The organism is Vibrio intestinalis (genome assembly GCF_025195085.2).
GTDB lineage: Bacteria > Pseudomonadota > Gammaproteobacteria > Enterobacterales > Vibrionaceae > Vibrio > Vibrio intestinalis.
Genome location: NZ_JANAVY020000012.1, coordinates 97,280 through 113,783, shown reverse-complemented (window position 1 = coordinate 113,783; position 16,504 = coordinate 97,280). Strand labels below are relative to the sequence as shown.

18 protein-coding genes and 2 tRNA genes are annotated in these 16,504 nt (G+C 44.7%); 14 read left to right on the top strand and 6 right to left on the bottom strand.

Features of this window, described 5'->3' with window-relative positions:
* Positions 1-38: 38 nt before the first annotated feature.
* Positions 39-115, top strand: a tRNA-Asp gene (locus MU515_RS14975).
* Between the two features lie 36 nt (positions 116-151).
* Positions 152-228: transfer RNA gene (locus MU515_RS14970), tRNA-Trp, on the top strand.
* 477 nt (positions 229-705) lie between these two features.
* On the opposite strand, the gene MU515_RS14965 is transcribed toward MU515_RS14970, so the two are convergent.
* Together MU515_RS14965 and suhB are read right to left on the bottom strand one after the other, a co-directional pair.
* Positions 706-2,178 carry a phospholipase D family protein gene (locus tag MU515_RS14965; RefSeq protein WP_260261226.1) on the bottom strand — a complete coding sequence of 491 codons (1,473 nt, stop codon included), beginning with the start codon at positions 2,176-2,178 and terminating at the stop codon, positions 706-708.
* A 237-nt stretch (positions 2,179-2,415) separates the two neighbouring features.
* Entirely contained in the window at positions 2,416-3,219 is an 804-nt protein-coding gene (suhB, locus tag MU515_RS14960) for an inositol-1-monophosphatase (protein WP_260261225.1), read from the bottom strand.
* A 176-nt stretch (positions 3,220-3,395) separates the two neighbouring features.
* Here suhB and trmJ point away from each other — a divergent pair, with 176 nt between their 5' ends.
* From trmJ to ndk, 11 genes are all read left to right on the top strand, one after another.
* A complete protein-coding gene (gene trmJ / locus MU515_RS14955; RefSeq protein WP_260261224.1) occupies positions 3,396-4,124 on the top strand; it encodes a tRNA (cytosine(32)/uridine(32)-2'-O)-methyltransferase TrmJ in 729 nt (242 codons plus the stop codon).
* Positions 4,125-4,240: 116 nt separating this feature from the next.
* A complete protein-coding gene (iscR, locus tag MU515_RS14950; RefSeq protein WP_260261223.1) occupies positions 4,241-4,744 on the top strand; it encodes a Fe-S cluster assembly transcriptional regulator IscR in 504 nt (167 codons plus the stop codon).
* 30 nt (positions 4,745-4,774) lie between these two features.
* Positions 4,775-5,989, top strand: coding sequence for an IscS subfamily cysteine desulfurase (locus MU515_RS14945; protein WP_260261222.1), 1,215 nt, complete (start codon positions 4,775-4,777; stop codon positions 5,987-5,989).
* 50 nt (positions 5,990-6,039) lie between these two features.
* Positions 6,040-6,420, top strand: a complete 381-nt coding sequence (iscU, locus tag MU515_RS14940) for a Fe-S cluster assembly scaffold IscU (protein WP_260261221.1) — start codon at positions 6,040-6,042, stop codon at positions 6,418-6,420.
* A gap of 69 nt (positions 6,421-6,489) precedes the next feature.
* Complete coding sequence (gene iscA, locus MU515_RS14935) at positions 6,490-6,813, top strand: iron-sulfur cluster assembly protein IscA (protein ID WP_260261220.1); 324 nt, start codon at positions 6,490-6,492, stop codon at positions 6,811-6,813.
* Positions 6,814-6,868: 55 nt separating this feature from the next.
* The gene (gene hscB, locus MU515_RS14930) at positions 6,869-7,384 is read left to right on the top strand and encodes a co-chaperone HscB (protein WP_260261219.1); all 516 of its coding nucleotides are present in this window, start codon (positions 6,869-6,871) and stop codon (positions 7,382-7,384) included.
* Positions 7,385-7,404: 20 nt separating this feature from the next.
* Positions 7,405-9,258, top strand: coding sequence for a Fe-S protein assembly chaperone HscA (gene hscA / locus MU515_RS14925; protein WP_260261218.1), 1,854 nt, complete (start codon positions 7,405-7,407; stop codon positions 9,256-9,258).
* Positions 9,259-9,270: 12 nt separating this feature from the next.
* A complete protein-coding gene (gene fdx, locus MU515_RS14920) occupies positions 9,271-9,609 on the top strand; it encodes an ISC system 2Fe-2S type ferredoxin (protein ID WP_260261217.1) in 339 nt (112 codons plus the stop codon).
* Between the two features lie 25 nt (positions 9,610-9,634).
* The gene (gene iscX, locus MU515_RS14915) at positions 9,635-9,829 is read left to right on the top strand and encodes a Fe-S cluster assembly protein IscX (RefSeq protein WP_260261216.1); all 195 of its coding nucleotides are present in this window, start codon (positions 9,635-9,637) and stop codon (positions 9,827-9,829) included.
* A gap of 218 nt (positions 9,830-10,047) precedes the next feature.
* On the top strand, positions 10,048-11,334 hold the full coding sequence (pepB, locus tag MU515_RS14910) for an aminopeptidase PepB (RefSeq protein WP_260261215.1): 1,287 nt from the start codon (positions 10,048-10,050) through the stop codon (positions 11,332-11,334).
* 71 nt (positions 11,335-11,405) lie between these two features.
* Positions 11,406-11,831 carry a nucleoside-diphosphate kinase gene (ndk, locus tag MU515_RS14905; RefSeq protein WP_260261214.1) on the top strand — a complete coding sequence of 142 codons (426 nt, stop codon included), beginning with the start codon at positions 11,406-11,408 and terminating at the stop codon, positions 11,829-11,831.
* A gap of 72 nt (positions 11,832-11,903) precedes the next feature.
* Here ndk and csdA read toward each other — a convergent pair whose 3' ends face one another.
* The 4 genes from csdA to MU515_RS14885 all read right to left on the bottom strand — a co-directional run bounded on the left by csdA (position 11,904) and on the right by MU515_RS14885 (position 15,581).
* On the bottom strand, positions 11,904-13,115 hold the full coding sequence (gene csdA / locus MU515_RS14900) for a cysteine desulfurase CsdA (protein ID WP_260261213.1): 1,212 nt from the start codon (positions 13,113-13,115) through the stop codon (positions 11,904-11,906).
* The gene (locus MU515_RS14895) at positions 13,115-13,714 is read right to left on the bottom strand and encodes a DJ-1 family glyoxalase III (protein WP_260261212.1); all 600 of its coding nucleotides are present in this window, start codon (positions 13,712-13,714) and stop codon (positions 13,115-13,117) included. Before MU515_RS14895 ends, csdA begins: the two co-directional genes overlap by 1 nt.
* A gap of 5 nt (positions 13,715-13,719) precedes the next feature.
* Positions 13,720-14,601 (bottom strand): 2-dehydropantoate 2-reductase, encoded by an 882-nt coding sequence (gene panE / locus MU515_RS14890; protein WP_260261211.1) that lies wholly within the window; start codon positions 14,599-14,601, stop codon positions 13,720-13,722.
* 107 nt (positions 14,602-14,708) lie between these two features.
* On the bottom strand, positions 14,709-15,581 hold the full coding sequence (locus tag MU515_RS14885; protein ID WP_260261210.1) for a nucleoside-specific channel-forming Tsx family protein: 873 nt from the start codon (positions 15,579-15,581) through the stop codon (positions 14,709-14,711).
* Positions 15,582-15,922: 341 nt separating this feature from the next.
* On the opposite strand from MU515_RS14885, the gene MU515_RS14880 reads away from it, so the two are divergent.
* On the top strand, positions 15,923-16,495 hold the full coding sequence (locus MU515_RS14880; protein ID WP_260261209.1) for an LON peptidase substrate-binding domain-containing protein: 573 nt from the start codon (positions 15,923-15,925) through the stop codon (positions 16,493-16,495).
* The last annotated feature ends 9 nt before the right edge of the window (positions 16,496-16,504 follow it).

The window sequence follows — 16,504 nt, the reverse complement described above, 5'->3', positions numbered from 1 at the left end:
CCAGGCTTTAAATTTAGACTCAAGAGTCTAACCAGTGCGGAGCGGTAGTTCAGTTGGTTAGAATACCGGCCTGTCACGCCGGGGGTCGCGGGTTCGAGTCCCGTCCGCTCCGCCACTTATTCCGAGAGTCGTCTCATTAAACACGAACAACAGGGGTGTAGCTCCAATTGGCAGAGCAGCGGATTCCAAATCCGCGTGTTGGGAGTTCGAATCTCTCCACCCCTGCCATATTTAAGGCTCTAGTCGAAAGACTAGAGCCTTTTTCGTTTATCCTAGAAAACTCCAGTTGGCAGAGCTGTGGATTCCCCTAACCACCAAAACAGCGCGTGTTGGGGCGAAGCTTTCGAACCTCTGGATCGCCAGCTCGGTCCACCCCTGCCATATTTAAAGCTCTAGACTAGGCGTCCCCGACGAAAAACTAGAGCCTTTTCCTTTTATCCCTAAAAACTCCAGTTGGCAGAGCAGCGGATTCCCCTAACTACCAAACAGCGGGTGTTGGGGCGAAGCTTTCGAATCTCTGGATTGCCAGCCCGGTCCACACCTGCCATATTTAAGGCTCCAGATTAGGCGTCCCCGCCGAAAGACAGGAGCCTTTTCGTTGGTATCCATAAAAATAGCGAGTATTAGGTACTCGCCATTTTTAACCAAAGAAGGCAACGCGCTTGGTTTTTTGCCATCATCGCAGTCTTTGTCTTTAGTCATTATTTAGAGAATATTCTTAGGCACTATTCTTCGAATCTTCACCTTAATTTGCTTTATCAAGCTAACCTCGCTATCGGGGTTAAAGTCTTCACTGATACGCCATGCGTTCTCTGGTGCCATTTCGATGTTTATCGAGGTGTTTAGAATTTCTGTGATTTTCGGTGAGTGTATGATGGCAAAACTTTCTGTGTTTAAGTTGGCGCTTCGAGGGTCGAAATTGTAGGTTCCGATGACGGACGTTTTGTTATCTATCGTCATCGTTTTCGCGTGTAATCCGAATATAGGCGTTGTCGGCAAGCGTTTGAACATGTGATCTGTCATGACCCGCTGCCTCACTTTAGCATCGGGTTTGAACTCATAAATTTCCACACCTGTATCCAGTAATTCAGAACGATTTCGCTGATAACCACTAAATGCTTCTAGGTTGTCGTTGGAAGCTAAGCTATTAGTAAGGATTTTTACTTTTATCCCTTTATCAACAAGCTGTTTGAGGAATTGACGATCTGCTTTTGTCGTTACTAAGTAGGGAGTTTGAATCAAGATGTTTTGTTGTGCGTTTTCAGCGAGTTCAACGAGTTTTTGTTGAGTTGTACTGCCTCCACCTAAGAATGAACTTTGATTATTTTTACCAGGTTCATCGGAAATATACTCAACGTGTTCAATGAACTGGAAACGCCCTTCTGTTATCAAATGATTGAAAGTATCAGGGACTTTTTGAATTTCTGCGCGTATCTCAGGATGAAAGTTTTCCGGGTTGCAGGCATAGGAGTGCAATCGAGAAAAGTCTGGGTTGTTAGGGTAGGGGTTACTATCGATAAGGCTGGCTACGTTGACGCTTAGGTCGTTGTTCCAGTACTGTTCAAAGGAACGCTCAACATCGGTCACCGCTTTTCCAGCTAAGAATACATCTCTATCTCGAAAGTTATATTCATGGTCAAATCCAAAGTATTCATCGGCGACATTTCTACCGCCGGTAATTGCAATTTTCCCGTCAACGAGAAAGACTTTGTTGTGCATTCTTTGGTTCAAACCATGGAAGTCTGTCAGTACTACCCCAAGTTTATTTATTATATTTTTCCCTATGTTGACATTGGGGTTGTAGATTTTAATCTCGATATTTTCATGTGCTGATAGCATCAAAAGTTCGTCACCTTTTGCATCGAGCATGATGTCATCAACGAGAACTCGAACTTTCACTCCTCGCTCAGCTGCGTGAACAAGATAGTCTGTAGCAATAAGCCCGATATTATCGACTGAGAATATAAAATACTGAATATCAATACTGCGCTCAGCTCTTTCTGTAAGCCAAGCCCGAGACATCATCGCTTCAGCCCCTTGCTCTAAAACGTAGACGCCTGTTTGATTGCTAAGTTTCGATTGGTATGGTTCTAGAAAGAGAGATAAGGGTTTAACTTGATGTTGTGGGATAGCGTCACAATAGTTTTTATCAGATAGTGGGACGCTATCTGGGGTCATATCACAACCAACTAACAATAAGTTGAGTGAGCATAAAAGAGGAACTGTTTTCTTCATCGTCTTAGCAGGGAATTATAAATTGTTCATAACTTATACACTAACCACTGGTTTATATCACCAATTTTGCCTGCTAGCATAGAGAAGCTGACGATTGGAACTGTGTAACGCATATTAGAGGTAATAAAAAAGCCCCGCTCATTGAGCGGGGCTTTTTATATTCAGCTGTGACGGAGCTTATTATTTTAGGATAGCTTCGTTACCGTTTTCACGGATGTTCTTAAGAAGACCTTTCACACCACGTGCGCTTGAAGCAACAACGTTACCAGACTTCATGTAGTCAGTGCCACCTGCAAAGTCAGTTACGATAGCGCCAGCTTCACGAGCGATCAGCTCACCCGCCGCGATGTCCCATGGCTTAAGGCCAAGTTCGAAGAAACCGTCAACACGGCCAGCTGCTAGGTAACATAGGTCTAGAGCAGCAGAACCTGTACGACGGAAGTCAGAGCAGTCTACGAATAGAGAAGACATGATCTTGAAGTAAGATTCAGAGTGTTGCTTCTGCTTGAATGGGAAACCTGTTGCTAGAACAGTACCTTGAAGGTCTTTAAGTTGCTTAACGCGAATACGAGCGTTGTTTAGCTGAGCACCAGCGCCGCGTTGTGCAGTGAATAGTTCGTTTAGCATTGGGTCGTAAACACACGCAACCTCTGTTTTGCCACGGAAGCGAACAGCGATTGAAACTGAGAAGTGTGGTAGACCTTTAACGAAGTTGGTAGTGCCATCCAGTGGGTCGATGATCCATTGTACTTCTTTATCTTTACCTTCGATAACGCCATTTTCTTCAGCAACGATACAGTGCTCTGGGTAAGACGCTTTGATTGTATCGATGATGATAGCTTCCGCTTCTTTGTCTACGTTAGTAACAAAGTCGTTTACGCCTTTCTGAGTCGATTCGATCTTCTCAGCATTTTCTAAAGATTTAGCAATATGGTTGCCAGCTTTTCGTGCAGCACGAATAGCGATATTAAGCATTGGATGCATACTAATTTCCCAACGGATGTTAAAGAACAGAAAAACGAGCGCGAGTATAACAGAATAATGAGCAAATGGAAGTGGTGAATTATTGCACTATTGAGTGCTTTAACGTAAAGCCTAACTCCATTTATTTTTTCTATGTGTTAATATCTCGCAGCTCTAATTTGCTACAGGTTTATTACATGCTTAACAACGTAAAAGTCGTTCTAGTAGGAACTTCTCACTCAGGAAATATCGGCTCTGCAGCCCGCGCGATGAAAGTGATGGGTTTAACAAATATGGTGCTTGTTGATCCTCAATGTGACGTTGATGGACAAGCTATTGCCTTAGCAGCAGGGGCCGCAGATATCGCGCAAAACGCTCAAGTCGTGAGTACTTTGGAAGAAGCTGTTGCAGATTGTGCTTTAGTTGTTGGCTCTAGTGCGCGCTCTCGTACTCTTGAGTGGCCAATGTTAGAACCTCGTGAGTGCGGTGAAAAATGCGCACAAGAAGGTTTAACCAGTAATGTTGCGATTGTATTTGGTCGTGAACGTACAGGCCTTACAAATGAAGAGTTACAAACGTGTCATTATCATGTTTGCATCCCTGCAAATCCCGAATACAGCTCGTTGAATTTAGCGATGGCTGTTCAAACCATCAGTTACGAAATTCGAGTTGCCCATTTAGAGCAAGAAAAAGCGCAGCATCCAGAGCAAGCTCCGGCAGAGTATCCTCGCCATAAAGAACTAGAAATGTTCTTTGAACACCTTGAAAAAGTAATGTTGGATACCCAGTTTATTGCTGAGGACCAGCCTGGAAAAGTAATGAACAAGATGCGCCGCCTATTTAGTCGTGCACGACCAGAGCTGCAAGAAATCAATACACTGAGAGGCGTATTAACTGCTATCGAGAAGAAGATTGGTAGTCGATAATTACGATTTTTGGTCAGCAACTTAATACCTGACTAAATTAGTCAAATAAATACTTGACCATTTTAGTCGGGTATGGAAAACTTCATACCACATAAACGATGTGGATATGGTGTTATATGAGACTTACATCTAAAGGAAGATATGCAGTTACAGCTATGCTAGATGTGGCTTTACACTCTCAGCAGAATCCTGTACCGCTAGCCGACATTTCAGAGCGACAAGGAATATCACTGTCTTACTTAGAGCAGCTTTTTTCTAAGTTACGTAAAGCAGGATTAGTTGCAAGTGTTCGTGGCCCAGGCGGCGGTTACCGCTTAGGTGCTGATGCACACACAATTGCAATAGGAACAGTGATCGCGGCCGTTGATGAGTCCGTAGACGCGACCAAATGCAATGGGAAAGGCGACTGCCAAGGTGGCACGCGTTGTTTAACGCACACCTTATGGCGTGATTTAAGTTCACGCATTAGCGACTTTCTCAACAACATCACTCTTGGCGAGTTGATGAAAGATAACGAAGTATTAGAAATTTCAGACCGACAAGACTTAGATCTTGCGGTTAACCACGGCCTCGCAAATCATACAAATAAAGCGGTTGTGGGTTTAGACGTCCGCTCTTAAGCGGTCAGCAATGTTACATTGGAGTAGAGAATGAAACTGCCGATTTATCTTGATTACTCGGCGACTTGCCCGGTTGACCCGCGAGTTGCAGAAAAGATGGTTCAGTACATGACGATGGACGGAACGTTTGGTAACCCTGCGTCTCGTTCACACCGTTACGGTTGGCAAGCCGAAGAAGCAGTCGATAATGCTCGTGAGCAAATTGCGGAGCTGCTAAATGCTGACCCAAGAGAAATTGTTTTTACATCTGGCGCGACAGAGTCAGATAACCTAGCAATTAAAGGTGCAGCCCACTTCTACGCGAAGAAGGGTAAGCACGTTATTACTTGCAAAACAGAACACAAAGCAGTGCTAGATCCATGCCGTCAGTTGGAACGTGAAGGTTATGAGGTAACTTACCTTGAGCCCGAATCTAACGGTCTTATTGATCTAAATAAGCTTGAATCGGCAATGCGTGACGACACTGTATTAGTGTCAATCATGCACGTAAATAACGAAATCGGTGTTATTCAAGATATCACTGAAATCGGTGAACTTTGTCGTTCTCGTAAGATTGTGTTCCATGTAGATGCAGCGCAATCAGCAGGTAAGATCCCGCTAGACGTTCAAGAAATGAAAGTGGATCTAATTTCACTTTCTGCACACAAAGCATACGGCCCTAAAGGTATCGGTGCATTGTATGTTCGTCGTAAGCCTCGTATTCGTCTTGAGGCTCAAATGCACGGTGGCGGTCATGAGCGTGGTTTCCGCTCTGGCACACTAGCAACTCACCAAATCGTGGGTATGGGTGAAGCATTTGCTATCGCTAAGCAAGATATGCAAAAAGACTTTGACCATGCACTCGCTCTGCGTAACCGCCTGTTTGAAGGTGTTAAAGACCTTGAAGCAGTAACGGTAAACGGTGATTTTGACCAACGTGTACCTCACAACCTTAATATCAGTTTTGCATTCGTTGAAGGTGAATCACTGCTAATGTCTCTAAAAGACTTAGCGGTTTCTTCAGGTAGTGCATGTACTTCTGCAAGTCTAGAACCTTCGTATGTACTTCGTGCATTAGGTCTTGACGATGAGCTAGCGCATAGCTCAGTTCGTTTCTCATTCGGTCGTTTCACGACAGAAGAAGAAGTGGATTACGCAGTAGAACAAATTCGTACAGCAGTAACTAAACTGCGTGACATGTCTCCTCTATGGGATATGTACAAGGAAGGTGTTGATCTAAGTACCGTTGAGTGGGCACACCACTAAACACTAGATCACGCCAATGATGTGTAGGTAGAGGATTCGAGGTAAAGACAATGGCATACAGTGAAAAAGTAATCGATCATTATGAGAACCCACGTAACGTAGGTTCATTTGACAAAGAAGACCCAGCGGTTGGTAGCGGCATGGTTGGCGCGCCAGCATGTGGTGACGTAATGAAGCTTCAAATCAAAGTAACACCAGAAGGTATTATTGAAGATGCGAAGTTCAAAACGTACGGCTGTGGTAGTGCTATCGCTTCTAGCTCACTAGTAACAGAGTGGGTTAAAGGTAAGAGCATTGATGAGGCAGCAGCAATCAAAAACGCTGAAATTGCAGAAGAGCTAGAACTTCCACCAGTAAAGGTTCACTGCTCTATTCTTGCAGAAGATGCAATTAAAGCAGCAGTTGCTGACTACAAGAAAAAACATCAGTAAACTCTCTTTGTCATTAATGGGAGCGAAGTGCTCCCATTTCATTCATAACCAGAACTATCAGGGTGCAGTATGGCCATCACATTAACAGAAGCAGCAGCAAGTCGAGTTAGTGCTTTCTTAGCCAATAGAGGCAAAGGCATTGGGCTACGTCTTGGCGTGAAAACAACAGGCTGTTCCGGTATGGCTTATGTACTTGAGTTTGTCGATGACCTTAATGAAGAAGATGAAGTGTTTGATCATTCAGGGGTTAAGATCATCATCGATAAGAAGAGTCTTGCGTACTTAGATGGAACACAGCTAGATTACGTTAAAGAAGGCTTGAACGAAGGTTTTGAGTTCAACAACCCAAATGCGAAAAGTGAGTGTGGTTGTGGTGAGAGCTTCAACGTCTAACGACTGCTCTCCTGCTGGTTCTTGGTAGGAGAGATTCCCAAGGATCAGAATAACCATGAATCACTTTGAATTATTTGGGCTACCAACTCAGTTTAAGCTGGATGGTAGCCTTCTTTCTTCTCAATTCCGTGAATTGCAAAAGCGTTTTCATCCAGATAACTTTGCTACGGCTTCTGAACGTGATCGCCTAATGGCGGTACAAAAAGCGGCTCAAATCAACGATGCGCACCAAGTTTTAAAGAACCCAATTTCCCGCGCGGAGTACCTGCTGGCAGAAAACCAAGTAGAGATTCGAGGCGAGCAACAAACAATGCAAGATCCTATGTTCTTAATGGAACAAATGGAATTGCGCGAAGAACTCGAAGAGATCCCATCTAAAGGCGATCCTGAAGCGGCTTTGTTTGACTTTGATGGCAAAGTATCAAAGATGTATAAGCAGCAGCTACAAACAGTAGAACAACAACTTAACGATGCTCTGTGGTTGGAAGCGGCAGACAGCGTTCGTAAACTTAAATTTATTGCCAAACTAAAAAATGAAATCGAGTTAGTCGAAGACAAACTACTCGGTTAATTCCAGAGCAAGGATTAACAATGGCATTACTCCAAATTGCAGAACCGGGCCAAAGCTCGGCACCTCATGAGCATAAACTTGCGGCAGGTATCGATTTAGGGACCACTAACTCGTTAGTGGCGTCAGTTCGTAGTGGTAACGCAACCACACTCGCTGATCAGCAAGGTCGTAGCATTCTTCCTTCTGTCGTGCATTATTCAGCAGACACAACTCATGTTGGCTACACGGCTCAAGCGCATTCAGAAACCGATCCAAAGAACACGATTATTTCGGTTAAGCGCCTTATCGGTCGCTCATTGAACGACATCCAGCAGCGTTACCCATCATTGCCTTACGCATTGAAAGAAAGCGATAACGGCTTGCCTATTTTGCAAACTGCGAGTGGTGATAAAAACCCAATCGAAGTGTCGGCAGATATTCTAAAAGCACTTGGTCAACGTGCAGAGCAAACCTTAGGTGGTGAGCTTGCAGGCGTAGTGATTACTGTTCCTGCCTATTTTGATGATGCGCAGCGTGCAGGTACAAAAGATGCCGCTAAGTTAGCGGGACTTCATGTGCTGCGCCTATTAAACGAACCAACCGCAGCAGCTATTGCTTATGGCTTAGATTCAGGCCAAGAAGGCGTTATTGCGGTTTATGATTTAGGTGGTGGTACGTTTGATATTTCTATTCTTCGTCTTTCAAAAGGCGTGTTTGAAGTATTAGCAACCGGTGGTGACTCGGCGCTAGGCGGCGATGATTTTGACCATCTATTGGCAGACCATATTCAAGCTAAAGCCGGAATTGATCAGGCTCTTAGTGCAGAGCAGCAGCGCATCCTGCTAAACACCGCTTCACAGACTAAAATCGCCTTCTCTGAGCAAGAGTCCGTTTCTGTTGACGTGTTGGGTTGGCAAGGTGAAGTGACTCGCGAAGAGTTTGAAGATCTGATTCGCCCACTGGTTAAGAAAACACTCATGTCTTGCCGCCGCGCGTTGAAAGATGCCGAAGTTGAGCTAGACGAAGTGAACGAAGTAGTGATGGTTGGCGGTTCTACACGTACTCTGCTGGTTCGTGAAATGGTTGGGGAGTTCTTTGGCCGAACGCCACTCACCAGCATCAACCCAGATGAAGTCGTCGCGATTGGCGCCGGCATTCAAGCGGATATCTTAGCGGGTAATAAGCCAGATTCTGAAATGCTATTGCTGGATGTAATTCCACTGTCACTTGGTATTGAAACCATGGGTGGCTTAGTAGAAAAAATCATCCCGCGTAATACAACTATCCCTGTCGCGCGCGCACAAGAGTTTACCACCTTTAAAGATGGTCAAACCGCAATGAGTGTTCACACTGTTCAAGGTGAACGTGAAATGGTGGACGACTGTCGTTCACTAGCGCGATTCTCTTTAAAAGGGATCCCGCCAATGGCAGCAGGTGCTGCGCATATTCGCGTGACATACCAAGTGGATGCAGATGGCCTATTATCTGTTACCGCAATGGAAAAGAGCACCGGTGTACAATCTGAAATTCAAGTTAAACCTTCTTATGGCCTAAGTGATGATGAAGTAGCAAACATGCTACGTGATTCGATGACCTATGCTAAAGAAGACATGCAATCTCGCGCACTCGCAGAGCAACGAGTTGAGGCAGATCGTGTGATTGAAGGTTTAATTGCAGCCATGCAAGCGGATGGTGACGAGTTATTGTCAGAGCAAGAGAAACAAGATTTGCTAAGCGCAATCGAAGCTCTGATTGAACTGCGTAACGGCGATGATGCCGATGCGATTGAAGTCGGCATCAAACAGACGGACAAAGCTAGCCAAGATTTCGCGTCACGTCGCATGGATAAATCAATTCGAGCAGCACTTGCTGGTCAATCTGTAGATAATATTTAAGAGTTGGAAGCTATGCCTAAAGTTATTGTATTGCCACACGATGAGTTGTGCCCAGAAGGCGCAGTGCTTGAAGCCGCAACAGGTGAAAGCGTATTAGATGTGGCGCTTAAAAACGGTATTGGGATTGAGCATGCGTGTGAAAAGTCTTGTGCGTGTACAACCTGTCACATCGTAGTTCGTGAAGGTTTTGACTCACTAGAAGAGAGCGACGAGCTAGAAGATGACATGCTAGATAAAGCATGGGGTCTAGAGCCTGAGTCTCGCCTAGGTTGCCAAGCGTTGGTAGCTGATGAAGATTTAGTGGTTGAGATTCCGAAGTATACTCTGAACCACGCATCTGAAGATCATTAATCAATTCAAGTAAAGGGAGTAAGCAATGAAATGGACGGATTCGCGCGATATTGCGATTGAACTGTGTGACAAGTTCCCTGATGTTGATCCTAAGACGGTACGTTTTACCGATTTACATCAATGGATTTTGGATCTTGAAGACTTCGATGATGAACCAAATCGTTCAAACGAGAAGATTCTAGAAGCAGTGATTCTAATGTGGATGGATGAGGCAGATTAACCTGCTGTGACAAATCCTACGCAGTTAACAAAATTTAGTAAAACTAACGGGCCAAGTGGCCCGTTTTTTTATCCAATTGACATTTTTCACTGACAAAATGCTAACATCAAGCAATATGCTTAAGTGTCGGTAACGCTTCTAAAATTCCACTTTAAAGATTACTTGAGTATACAAAACAAAAGGCGTAGGCAGCGCCATGATTAAGACAAGGAGAAACCATGTCTACACAGATGTCGGTATTTTTAAGCCAAGATGCAGCTGCTCCACAGTGGGGTGACAAAGCGATTCTTTCTTTTGCTGAGCAAGGCGCGACTATTCACCTAGGTGAAGGTCACGATCTTGGTGCGATTCAGCGAGCTGCTCGAAAGCTAGATGCGCAAGGTATTACGCAAATCTCATTACAAGGTGACAGCTGGGATCTAGAAAGTGTTTGGGCTTTCCATCAAGGCTACCGTGGCCCTAAAAAGCAAAATCAACTTGAGTGGGTTGCACTAGAAGAAGCCGCGCAAACTGAACTGGAAGCGCGCATCAAAGCAACGGATTTTACTCGCGATATCATCAACAAAACCGCTGAAGAAGTCGCACCGCGCCAATTAGCGACAATGGCCGCTGAATTTATTAAGTCTGTTGCGCCTCAAGGTACTGTGAAAGCGAAGATCGTTAAAGATAAAGATCTACTGACTGAAGGTTGGGAAGGTATTTACGCGGTGGGTCGTGGCTCTGAGCGCACATCAGCAATGTTACAACTAGACTTCAACCCAACGGGTGATGAAAATGCGCCGGTTTATGCGTGTCTAGTGGGTAAAGGTATCACTTTTGACTCTGGCGGTTACAGTCTAAAACCATCAAACTTCATGACTGCGATGAAAGCGGATATGGGCGGCGCAGGTACAATTACCGGTGGCCTAGGTCTAGCGATTCTTCGTGGCCTTAACAAGCGTGTTAAGCTAATCCTTTGCTGTGCAGAGAACATGATTTCTGGTCGAGCGTTGAAGCTTGGCGATATCATCACTTACAAAAATGGTAAGACAGTTGAAATCATGAATACGGACGCAGAAGGCCGTTTGGTTCTTGCTGATGGCCTTATTTACGCAAGTGAACAAAAGCCTGAGCTAATCATTGATTGCGCGACTCTAACTGGCGCAGCGAAAAACGCACTAGGTAACGATTACCATGCATTGATGAGTTTCGATGAAGAACTGTCTCATCAAGCGCTAACTTCTGCTCGTGAAGAGAAAGAAGGCTTATGGCCACTACCATTAGCGGATTTCCACCGTGGTATGCTGCCATCGAACTTTGCTGATCTGTCTAACATCGGCAGTGGTGATTACTCTCCAGGCGCAAGCACAGCGGCAGCGTTCCTTTCTTACTTTGTTGAAGATTACAAGAAAGGTTGGCTGCACTTTGACTGCGCGGGCACTTACCGCAAGGCGCCATCTGACAAATGGGCAGCAGGTGCGACAGGCATGGGCGTACGTACCCTAGCTCGCATTTTGACGCAATAAACAGAACAACAGAATGAGCAGCGTTTAGACTGCAATTAAGATAAATATTAAGAGAAGTAGAAGGAAACCTTATGGCTCTAGAGAGAACATTTTCCATCGTTAAGCCTGACGCAGTAAAGCGTAACTTGATTGGTGAAATTTACAATCGTATTGAAAAAGCAGGTTTAAGTGTAGTAGCGGCTAAAATGGTTCATCTAACGGATGAGCAGGCGAGCGGCTTTTACGCGGAACATGAAGGTAAAGAGTTCTTCCCATCACTGAAGGAGTTTATGACTTCTGGCCCAATTATGGTGCAAGTGTTGGAAGGCGAAGATGCAATTTGTCGCTACCGTGAACTGATGGGTAAAACCAACCCAGAAGAAGCAGCTTGCGGTACGATTCGTTCTGATTACGCATTGAGCATGCGTTATAACTCTGTGCATGGTTCTGACAGCCCTGCATCGGCGGAACGTGAGATTGCTTTCTTCTTCCCAGAGTCTGAGATTTGTCCTCGATAATTCTCATCCAAATGAAAGAGCCTCACTTGTGAGGCTCTTTTTGTATCTGATGATAGTTAGTTTGGTCGCTAACTAAAGCATGTCGAGTGCTTTCTCGATCGCAGCGATAACTCGTTCGACATCTTGTTGATTATTGTAGATTGCGTAAGAGATACGAATCGTCCCTTTGATATTAAGGGCATCCATTAATGGATGGGCACAGTGATGGCCAGCTCGTACTGCGATTCCTTGTTGATCGAGTAGGGTCGCCACATCTTGATGGTGAACCCCATCAACGGTAAATGACAGTACCGATGCATCAGGTTGATAACCGATTACTTTAACATCAGGATGTTGGCTCAGCGCTTGATAGGTTTGAGTTACTAGATTGCGAATATGGCTTTCGACTTGCTGCTGTTCAAATGTTTGATACCACTCCACCGCTTTAGCCAGTGCTATTGCGCCAGCAACATTCGGTGTTCCAGCTTCAAATTTACCCGGTAATTCACTGTAGGTTGTACCTGAGAAGGAGACCTTTTCTACCATTTTTCCGCCGCCATGCCATGGGGGCATAGCCTCGAGTAGTGCGAGCTTACCAAATAGAACGCCAATGCCAGCAGGGGCAAAAATCTTGTGTCCGGAAAACACCAAGAAATCTGCATTGAGCTTTTGTACATCGATAGACTCATGCACGATACCTTGCGCGGCATCGACTACCACGATGGCCTGTTGAGCGTGGGCAATGTCAATCGCTTGCTCAATCGGCTGGCGTGTACCTGTGACATTAGAGGTATGAGCTAACGCAACAATTTTACAGCGTTCGGTACACAGCAGGCGAAAAGCATCCATATCTAGCTGACAATCAGCCGTTATTGGGATTTTAACTACTTTAGCCCCCGTCTGCTCAGCGACTATTTGCCAAGGTACGATGTTAGCGTGGTGCTCCATCTCACCAATCAGAATTTCATCACCCGCTTGTAATGTATTTCGGGCGTAAGTTTGTGCAATGAGATTCAATGCTTCAGTCGCGCCGCGAGTCCAGATAATCTCTTTTTCACTTGTAGCGTTAACTAATGTCGCCATGCGAGATCTGGCTGCTTCAAATTGGCTGGTGGCATGCGCGGTTAAACTATGACTACCACGATGAACATTAGCGTTTTGCGCACTGTAATATTGGCTGATCGCATCGATCACCACTTGTGGCTTTTGCGTGGTGGCCGCACTGTCTAGATAGACTAATGGTTGACCATTGATGCTTTGTTGTAGTGCGGGAAATTGCACACGAATATCTGCGATATCCAACATTAGGCTTCACCCATCTTATGATATTGCAGAGTCGGAATAGTCACCATTGGCTCGGCAACAGTCCAAGCGTGTGCTTTGCCTGATAGACGAATAATGATCTCCATCGCAAACTCAAGTGCAGTGCCAGGGCCTTGGCTAGTAATGAGGTTATGAGTCACATCTAAAGTCACGCGCTTAACACGCCAATTTTGCTCGGTAATATGATCTTGGAAGCTTGGATGGCAAGTCATTAACGCATCTGGATAAAGCTTATGATGTGCAAGAACCAAAGCTGGCGCCGCGCAAATAGCGGCAACCAGTTTACCCTCATACATTTGTTGACGAAGGATCTCAATAAGTACTGTGCTATCACGGAATATTTCTGAACCGCCTACACCGCCGGGTAAAATGACTGCATCAAACTCGTCATCAGCCACATCAACCAAACGACAATTTGCATTGAGGGTGATACCGCGAGAGCCTGTCATGGTCAATTGACCAGAAAAATCAGCGCTAGCAACCACCACTTCGTATCCGGCGCGTACCATCATATCTATGATGGTGACAGCCTCCATTTCTTCACTACCCGTAGCGATAGGGATTAATACTTTTTTACTCATAAGGGTTACCAGCTTTGTTCGATTTGTTTAATTGAATTGTAGAGCGATTGGTTAAAGGAAACATCTATTTGATGATGCTTTGCTCTGGCTATGAGATATCCCGTAATGAAGTCTATCTCGCTAGTCCTTCGATGAGCGATATCCTGCTGCATTGAAGAATAGTTTGCGGCCGTCGCCTCAATGACATGTTGGATCGTTTTTGTGAGCGCCTGCATCTCTACCGCAATTGCTTCAGCATGCATCACTTCAACCACTTCATTAATGATCTGTTGTAAGTCGTATTGATACGCCTGCTGAGATAACGTGCCATTGTTGACGTTGTTGATTGCTGTCAGTGGGTTTATGGCGCAGTTGATAGCCAGTTTGTTCCATAGAGCTTGTTGGATATTGGAGTGCCATTCGACAGTTGGTAGCGCATTGTTGAGCACATCGACAATAAACTCACACTGATGCCCCAACGAGTTTGTAGCACCGAGCTGTGTGTTGCCCTTACCTGTGTGCAGCACATGTTGTGGTGTAGGACGGTATGCACCGTGAGTGGTTGTCGCAAGCAACAGTGGGTTATTAGGGAACAATGATGATACTGGTTCAGCTGTGCCCATACCGTTGTGCATTAGAACGATAATCGCATCAGAATGAATATGCTCTACTAAACTTTTTAGACCTGAAAGCACAAAGGGCGCTTTTAGCGTCACCAAAACAACATCACTGTTTTTCAGTGCTTGATGGTCATTATTGGGCAGTGTTAAAGGCAGGTGGTTGTCACACTGAATAGTCAGTTGATTGTCTGTTTGACGGCTCCACAGGTTTATATTGTGGCCCGCATGGCTGAGGCTGCTTGCCCAAAGTGAACCAATTGCACCAGGGCCAACGATGGCAAAATTCATGGTATGAAATCAAATTGAGGCGAATGCCAAGAGGATAATGTCATACCGGAGGAAAGCAAATAAAAATGGCACCTTTCGGTGCCATTTTAGGGGAACTGTCAAGTCTATTAGAACTTGTAAGTTGCAGCGATGTAGTGCGCAACGCCAGAAGTCTTACCAGCAATGCCACCATCAGCTAGGCCATATACTTCGTTGTAAAGCTTTAGACCGTAACCTAGAGCAAATTGGTCATTGTGCCAGTAAATACCGTTGTACATAGCACCACCGTTTGAAGAGTTCAGTGGAGTGCCTGCAATTTCAGTCTTCTCAATACCGAATTCGTAATCTAGGTAACCTTGGTATGAAATGAATGAACCGTTCTCAAAGAAGTGGAAAGGCTTAAACCAGTTTAATGACACTTGGTAACCATTAAACTCTTTAGCATTCATGTCATATTTAGCGTATGCGTTAACACCAACTTTTCCGAACCATGGAACCATCACATCTGAACCAATACCAGTGTAGATGTTGTATGTAGGCTTATCAGCTTTACGGATATTACCGTCGCCATCAACCATTGGCTGGCCGTTGCTGTCTAGGTAAGTGTACTCACCACCACCGTTGATCACGATTTGGTTTGCAAAGTACAGTTCTTGAACTGGACCGAATGATAGGTCTTTACCTGTTAGGCCGTCTAGAGACATGCGAGGGTTAATTTTCGCGAAGATACGGTCAGAGCCGCTCTTATCACTGCCATCACTGTTTAATACGTTGAAGAAATCGATGTAGCCGTATAGATCAAAAATGCCTGAACGACCGCCAAACTCCATCTCAATGTAGTCGTGAGATGATTCACCAGGAAGCTCATCAAATGCGCCCATGATGTTAAATTGGAACCATTTGTAGTCATTTTTGTGAGTATTGCCATCTGAATAGTCAGCAGCCATTGCAGGTGTAGACATTGCAGCTACAACACCAAGAGCTAAAAGTGATTTACGCATAAGTGGAACTCTCTAGTTGGTATGAAAAAGGTTGTTTAATTGCTAGTTGCACTATTGTGTCTGTGCTTATTTGCTGAGCGGAATAATATCGATATATTTCGCAAATAAAAGTGTCGAGTTGTGAAAAGTTCAAATGATTTGGAGATGTAGATCACAATTAATAACAAAACACTCAATGAGAAAATTCGTTTCACTAATTTGCACAAAAAATGAAATGGAAATCGATTACGCAAGCGCTTGCGCTTTTTTTTATGTTGATCTCCTAATCAACATAAAAAGTGAATGATCGTAGAGGGACTTAGCCTCGTAGAGATAAGAAACAAGAATTTTGGGAGTCGAACATGGACGATATCATGCTATTTCCTCTCAGTTCCGTGGTACTTCCTGAAGGTAAAATGAGACTGAGGATCTTCGAGCCTCGCTATAAGCGATTAGTGACACAAGCGCTCAAGCAAGACGGCACATTTGGTATCTGTTTACTCGAAAAACAGAAGCAATCAGGCACGGGTGGGTTATCTCGGATTGGTTCTTTAGTCCGAATTGTTGACTTTGAAACGCTCGAAGACGGTTTGCTCGGCATAACTGTAGTGGGTCAAAAACGTTTTAGTGTGCAAACCGTGCGAACTGAGTACGATGGCTTACGCATTGCTCAAGTATCTTGGTTACCAAGTTGGCAAATGCAAGATTTGTCCACTGAACAGCAGTATCTCGCGCTACAATTACAAAGGGTGTACATAAAGTTTCCTCAAATAAAGACACTCTACGACCAATGCTTTTTTGAGGATGCGAGTTGGGTTTCTCAGCGATGGCTTGAGTTGTTACCGCTACCTAAGCAGCAGTTCGACTATCTAGCCAGACAAAGTGACTGCCAAGAAGCATTGCGCTTTTTAACCACTGCGATAGAACCTGAGTGATCGATTGAT

Bases quoted from the DNA above. Each gene is read 5' to 3' on its own strand.
- MU515_RS14965 (WP_260261226.1), bottom strand. From the start codon at position 2,178: ATGACCCCAGATAGCGTCCCACTATCTGATAAAAACTATTGTGACGCT.
- suhB (WP_260261225.1), bottom strand. From the start codon at position 3,219: ATGCATCCAATGCTTAATATCGCTATTCGTGCTGCACGAAAAGCTGGC.
- trmJ (WP_260261224.1), top strand. From the start codon at position 3,396: ATGCTTAACAACGTAAAAGTCGTTCTAGTAGGAACTTCTCACTCAGGA.
- iscR (WP_260261223.1), top strand. From the start codon at position 4,241: ATGAGACTTACATCTAAAGGAAGATATGCAGTTACAGCTATGCTAGAT.
- MU515_RS14945 (WP_260261222.1), top strand. From the start codon at position 4,775: ATGAAACTGCCGATTTATCTTGATTACTCGGCGACTTGCCCGGTTGAC.
- iscU (WP_260261221.1), top strand. From the start codon at position 6,040: ATGGCATACAGTGAAAAAGTAATCGATCATTATGAGAACCCACGTAAC.
- iscA (WP_260261220.1), top strand. From the start codon at position 6,490: ATGGCCATCACATTAACAGAAGCAGCAGCAAGTCGAGTTAGTGCTTTC.
- hscB (WP_260261219.1), top strand. From the start codon at position 6,869: ATGAATCACTTTGAATTATTTGGGCTACCAACTCAGTTTAAGCTGGAT.
- hscA (WP_260261218.1), top strand. From the start codon at position 7,405: ATGGCATTACTCCAAATTGCAGAACCGGGCCAAAGCTCGGCACCTCAT.
- fdx (WP_260261217.1), top strand. From the start codon at position 9,271: ATGCCTAAAGTTATTGTATTGCCACACGATGAGTTGTGCCCAGAAGGC.
- iscX (WP_260261216.1), top strand. From the start codon at position 9,635: ATGAAATGGACGGATTCGCGCGATATTGCGATTGAACTGTGTGACAAG.
- pepB (WP_260261215.1), top strand. From the start codon at position 10,048: ATGTCTACACAGATGTCGGTATTTTTAAGCCAAGATGCAGCTGCTCCA.
- ndk (WP_260261214.1), top strand. From the start codon at position 11,406: ATGGCTCTAGAGAGAACATTTTCCATCGTTAAGCCTGACGCAGTAAAG.
- csdA (WP_260261213.1), bottom strand. From the start codon at position 13,115: ATGTTGGATATCGCAGATATTCGTGTGCAATTTCCCGCACTACAACAA.
- MU515_RS14895 (WP_260261212.1), bottom strand. From the start codon at position 13,714: ATGAGTAAAAAAGTATTAATCCCTATCGCTACGGGTAGTGAAGAAATG.
- panE (WP_260261211.1), bottom strand. From the start codon at position 14,601: ATGAATTTTGCCATCGTTGGCCCTGGTGCAATTGGTTCACTTTGGGCA.
- MU515_RS14885 (WP_260261210.1), bottom strand. From the start codon at position 15,581: ATGCGTAAATCACTTTTAGCTCTTGGTGTTGTAGCTGCAATGTCTACA.
- MU515_RS14880 (WP_260261209.1), top strand. From the start codon at position 15,923: ATGGACGATATCATGCTATTTCCTCTCAGTTCCGTGGTACTTCCTGAA.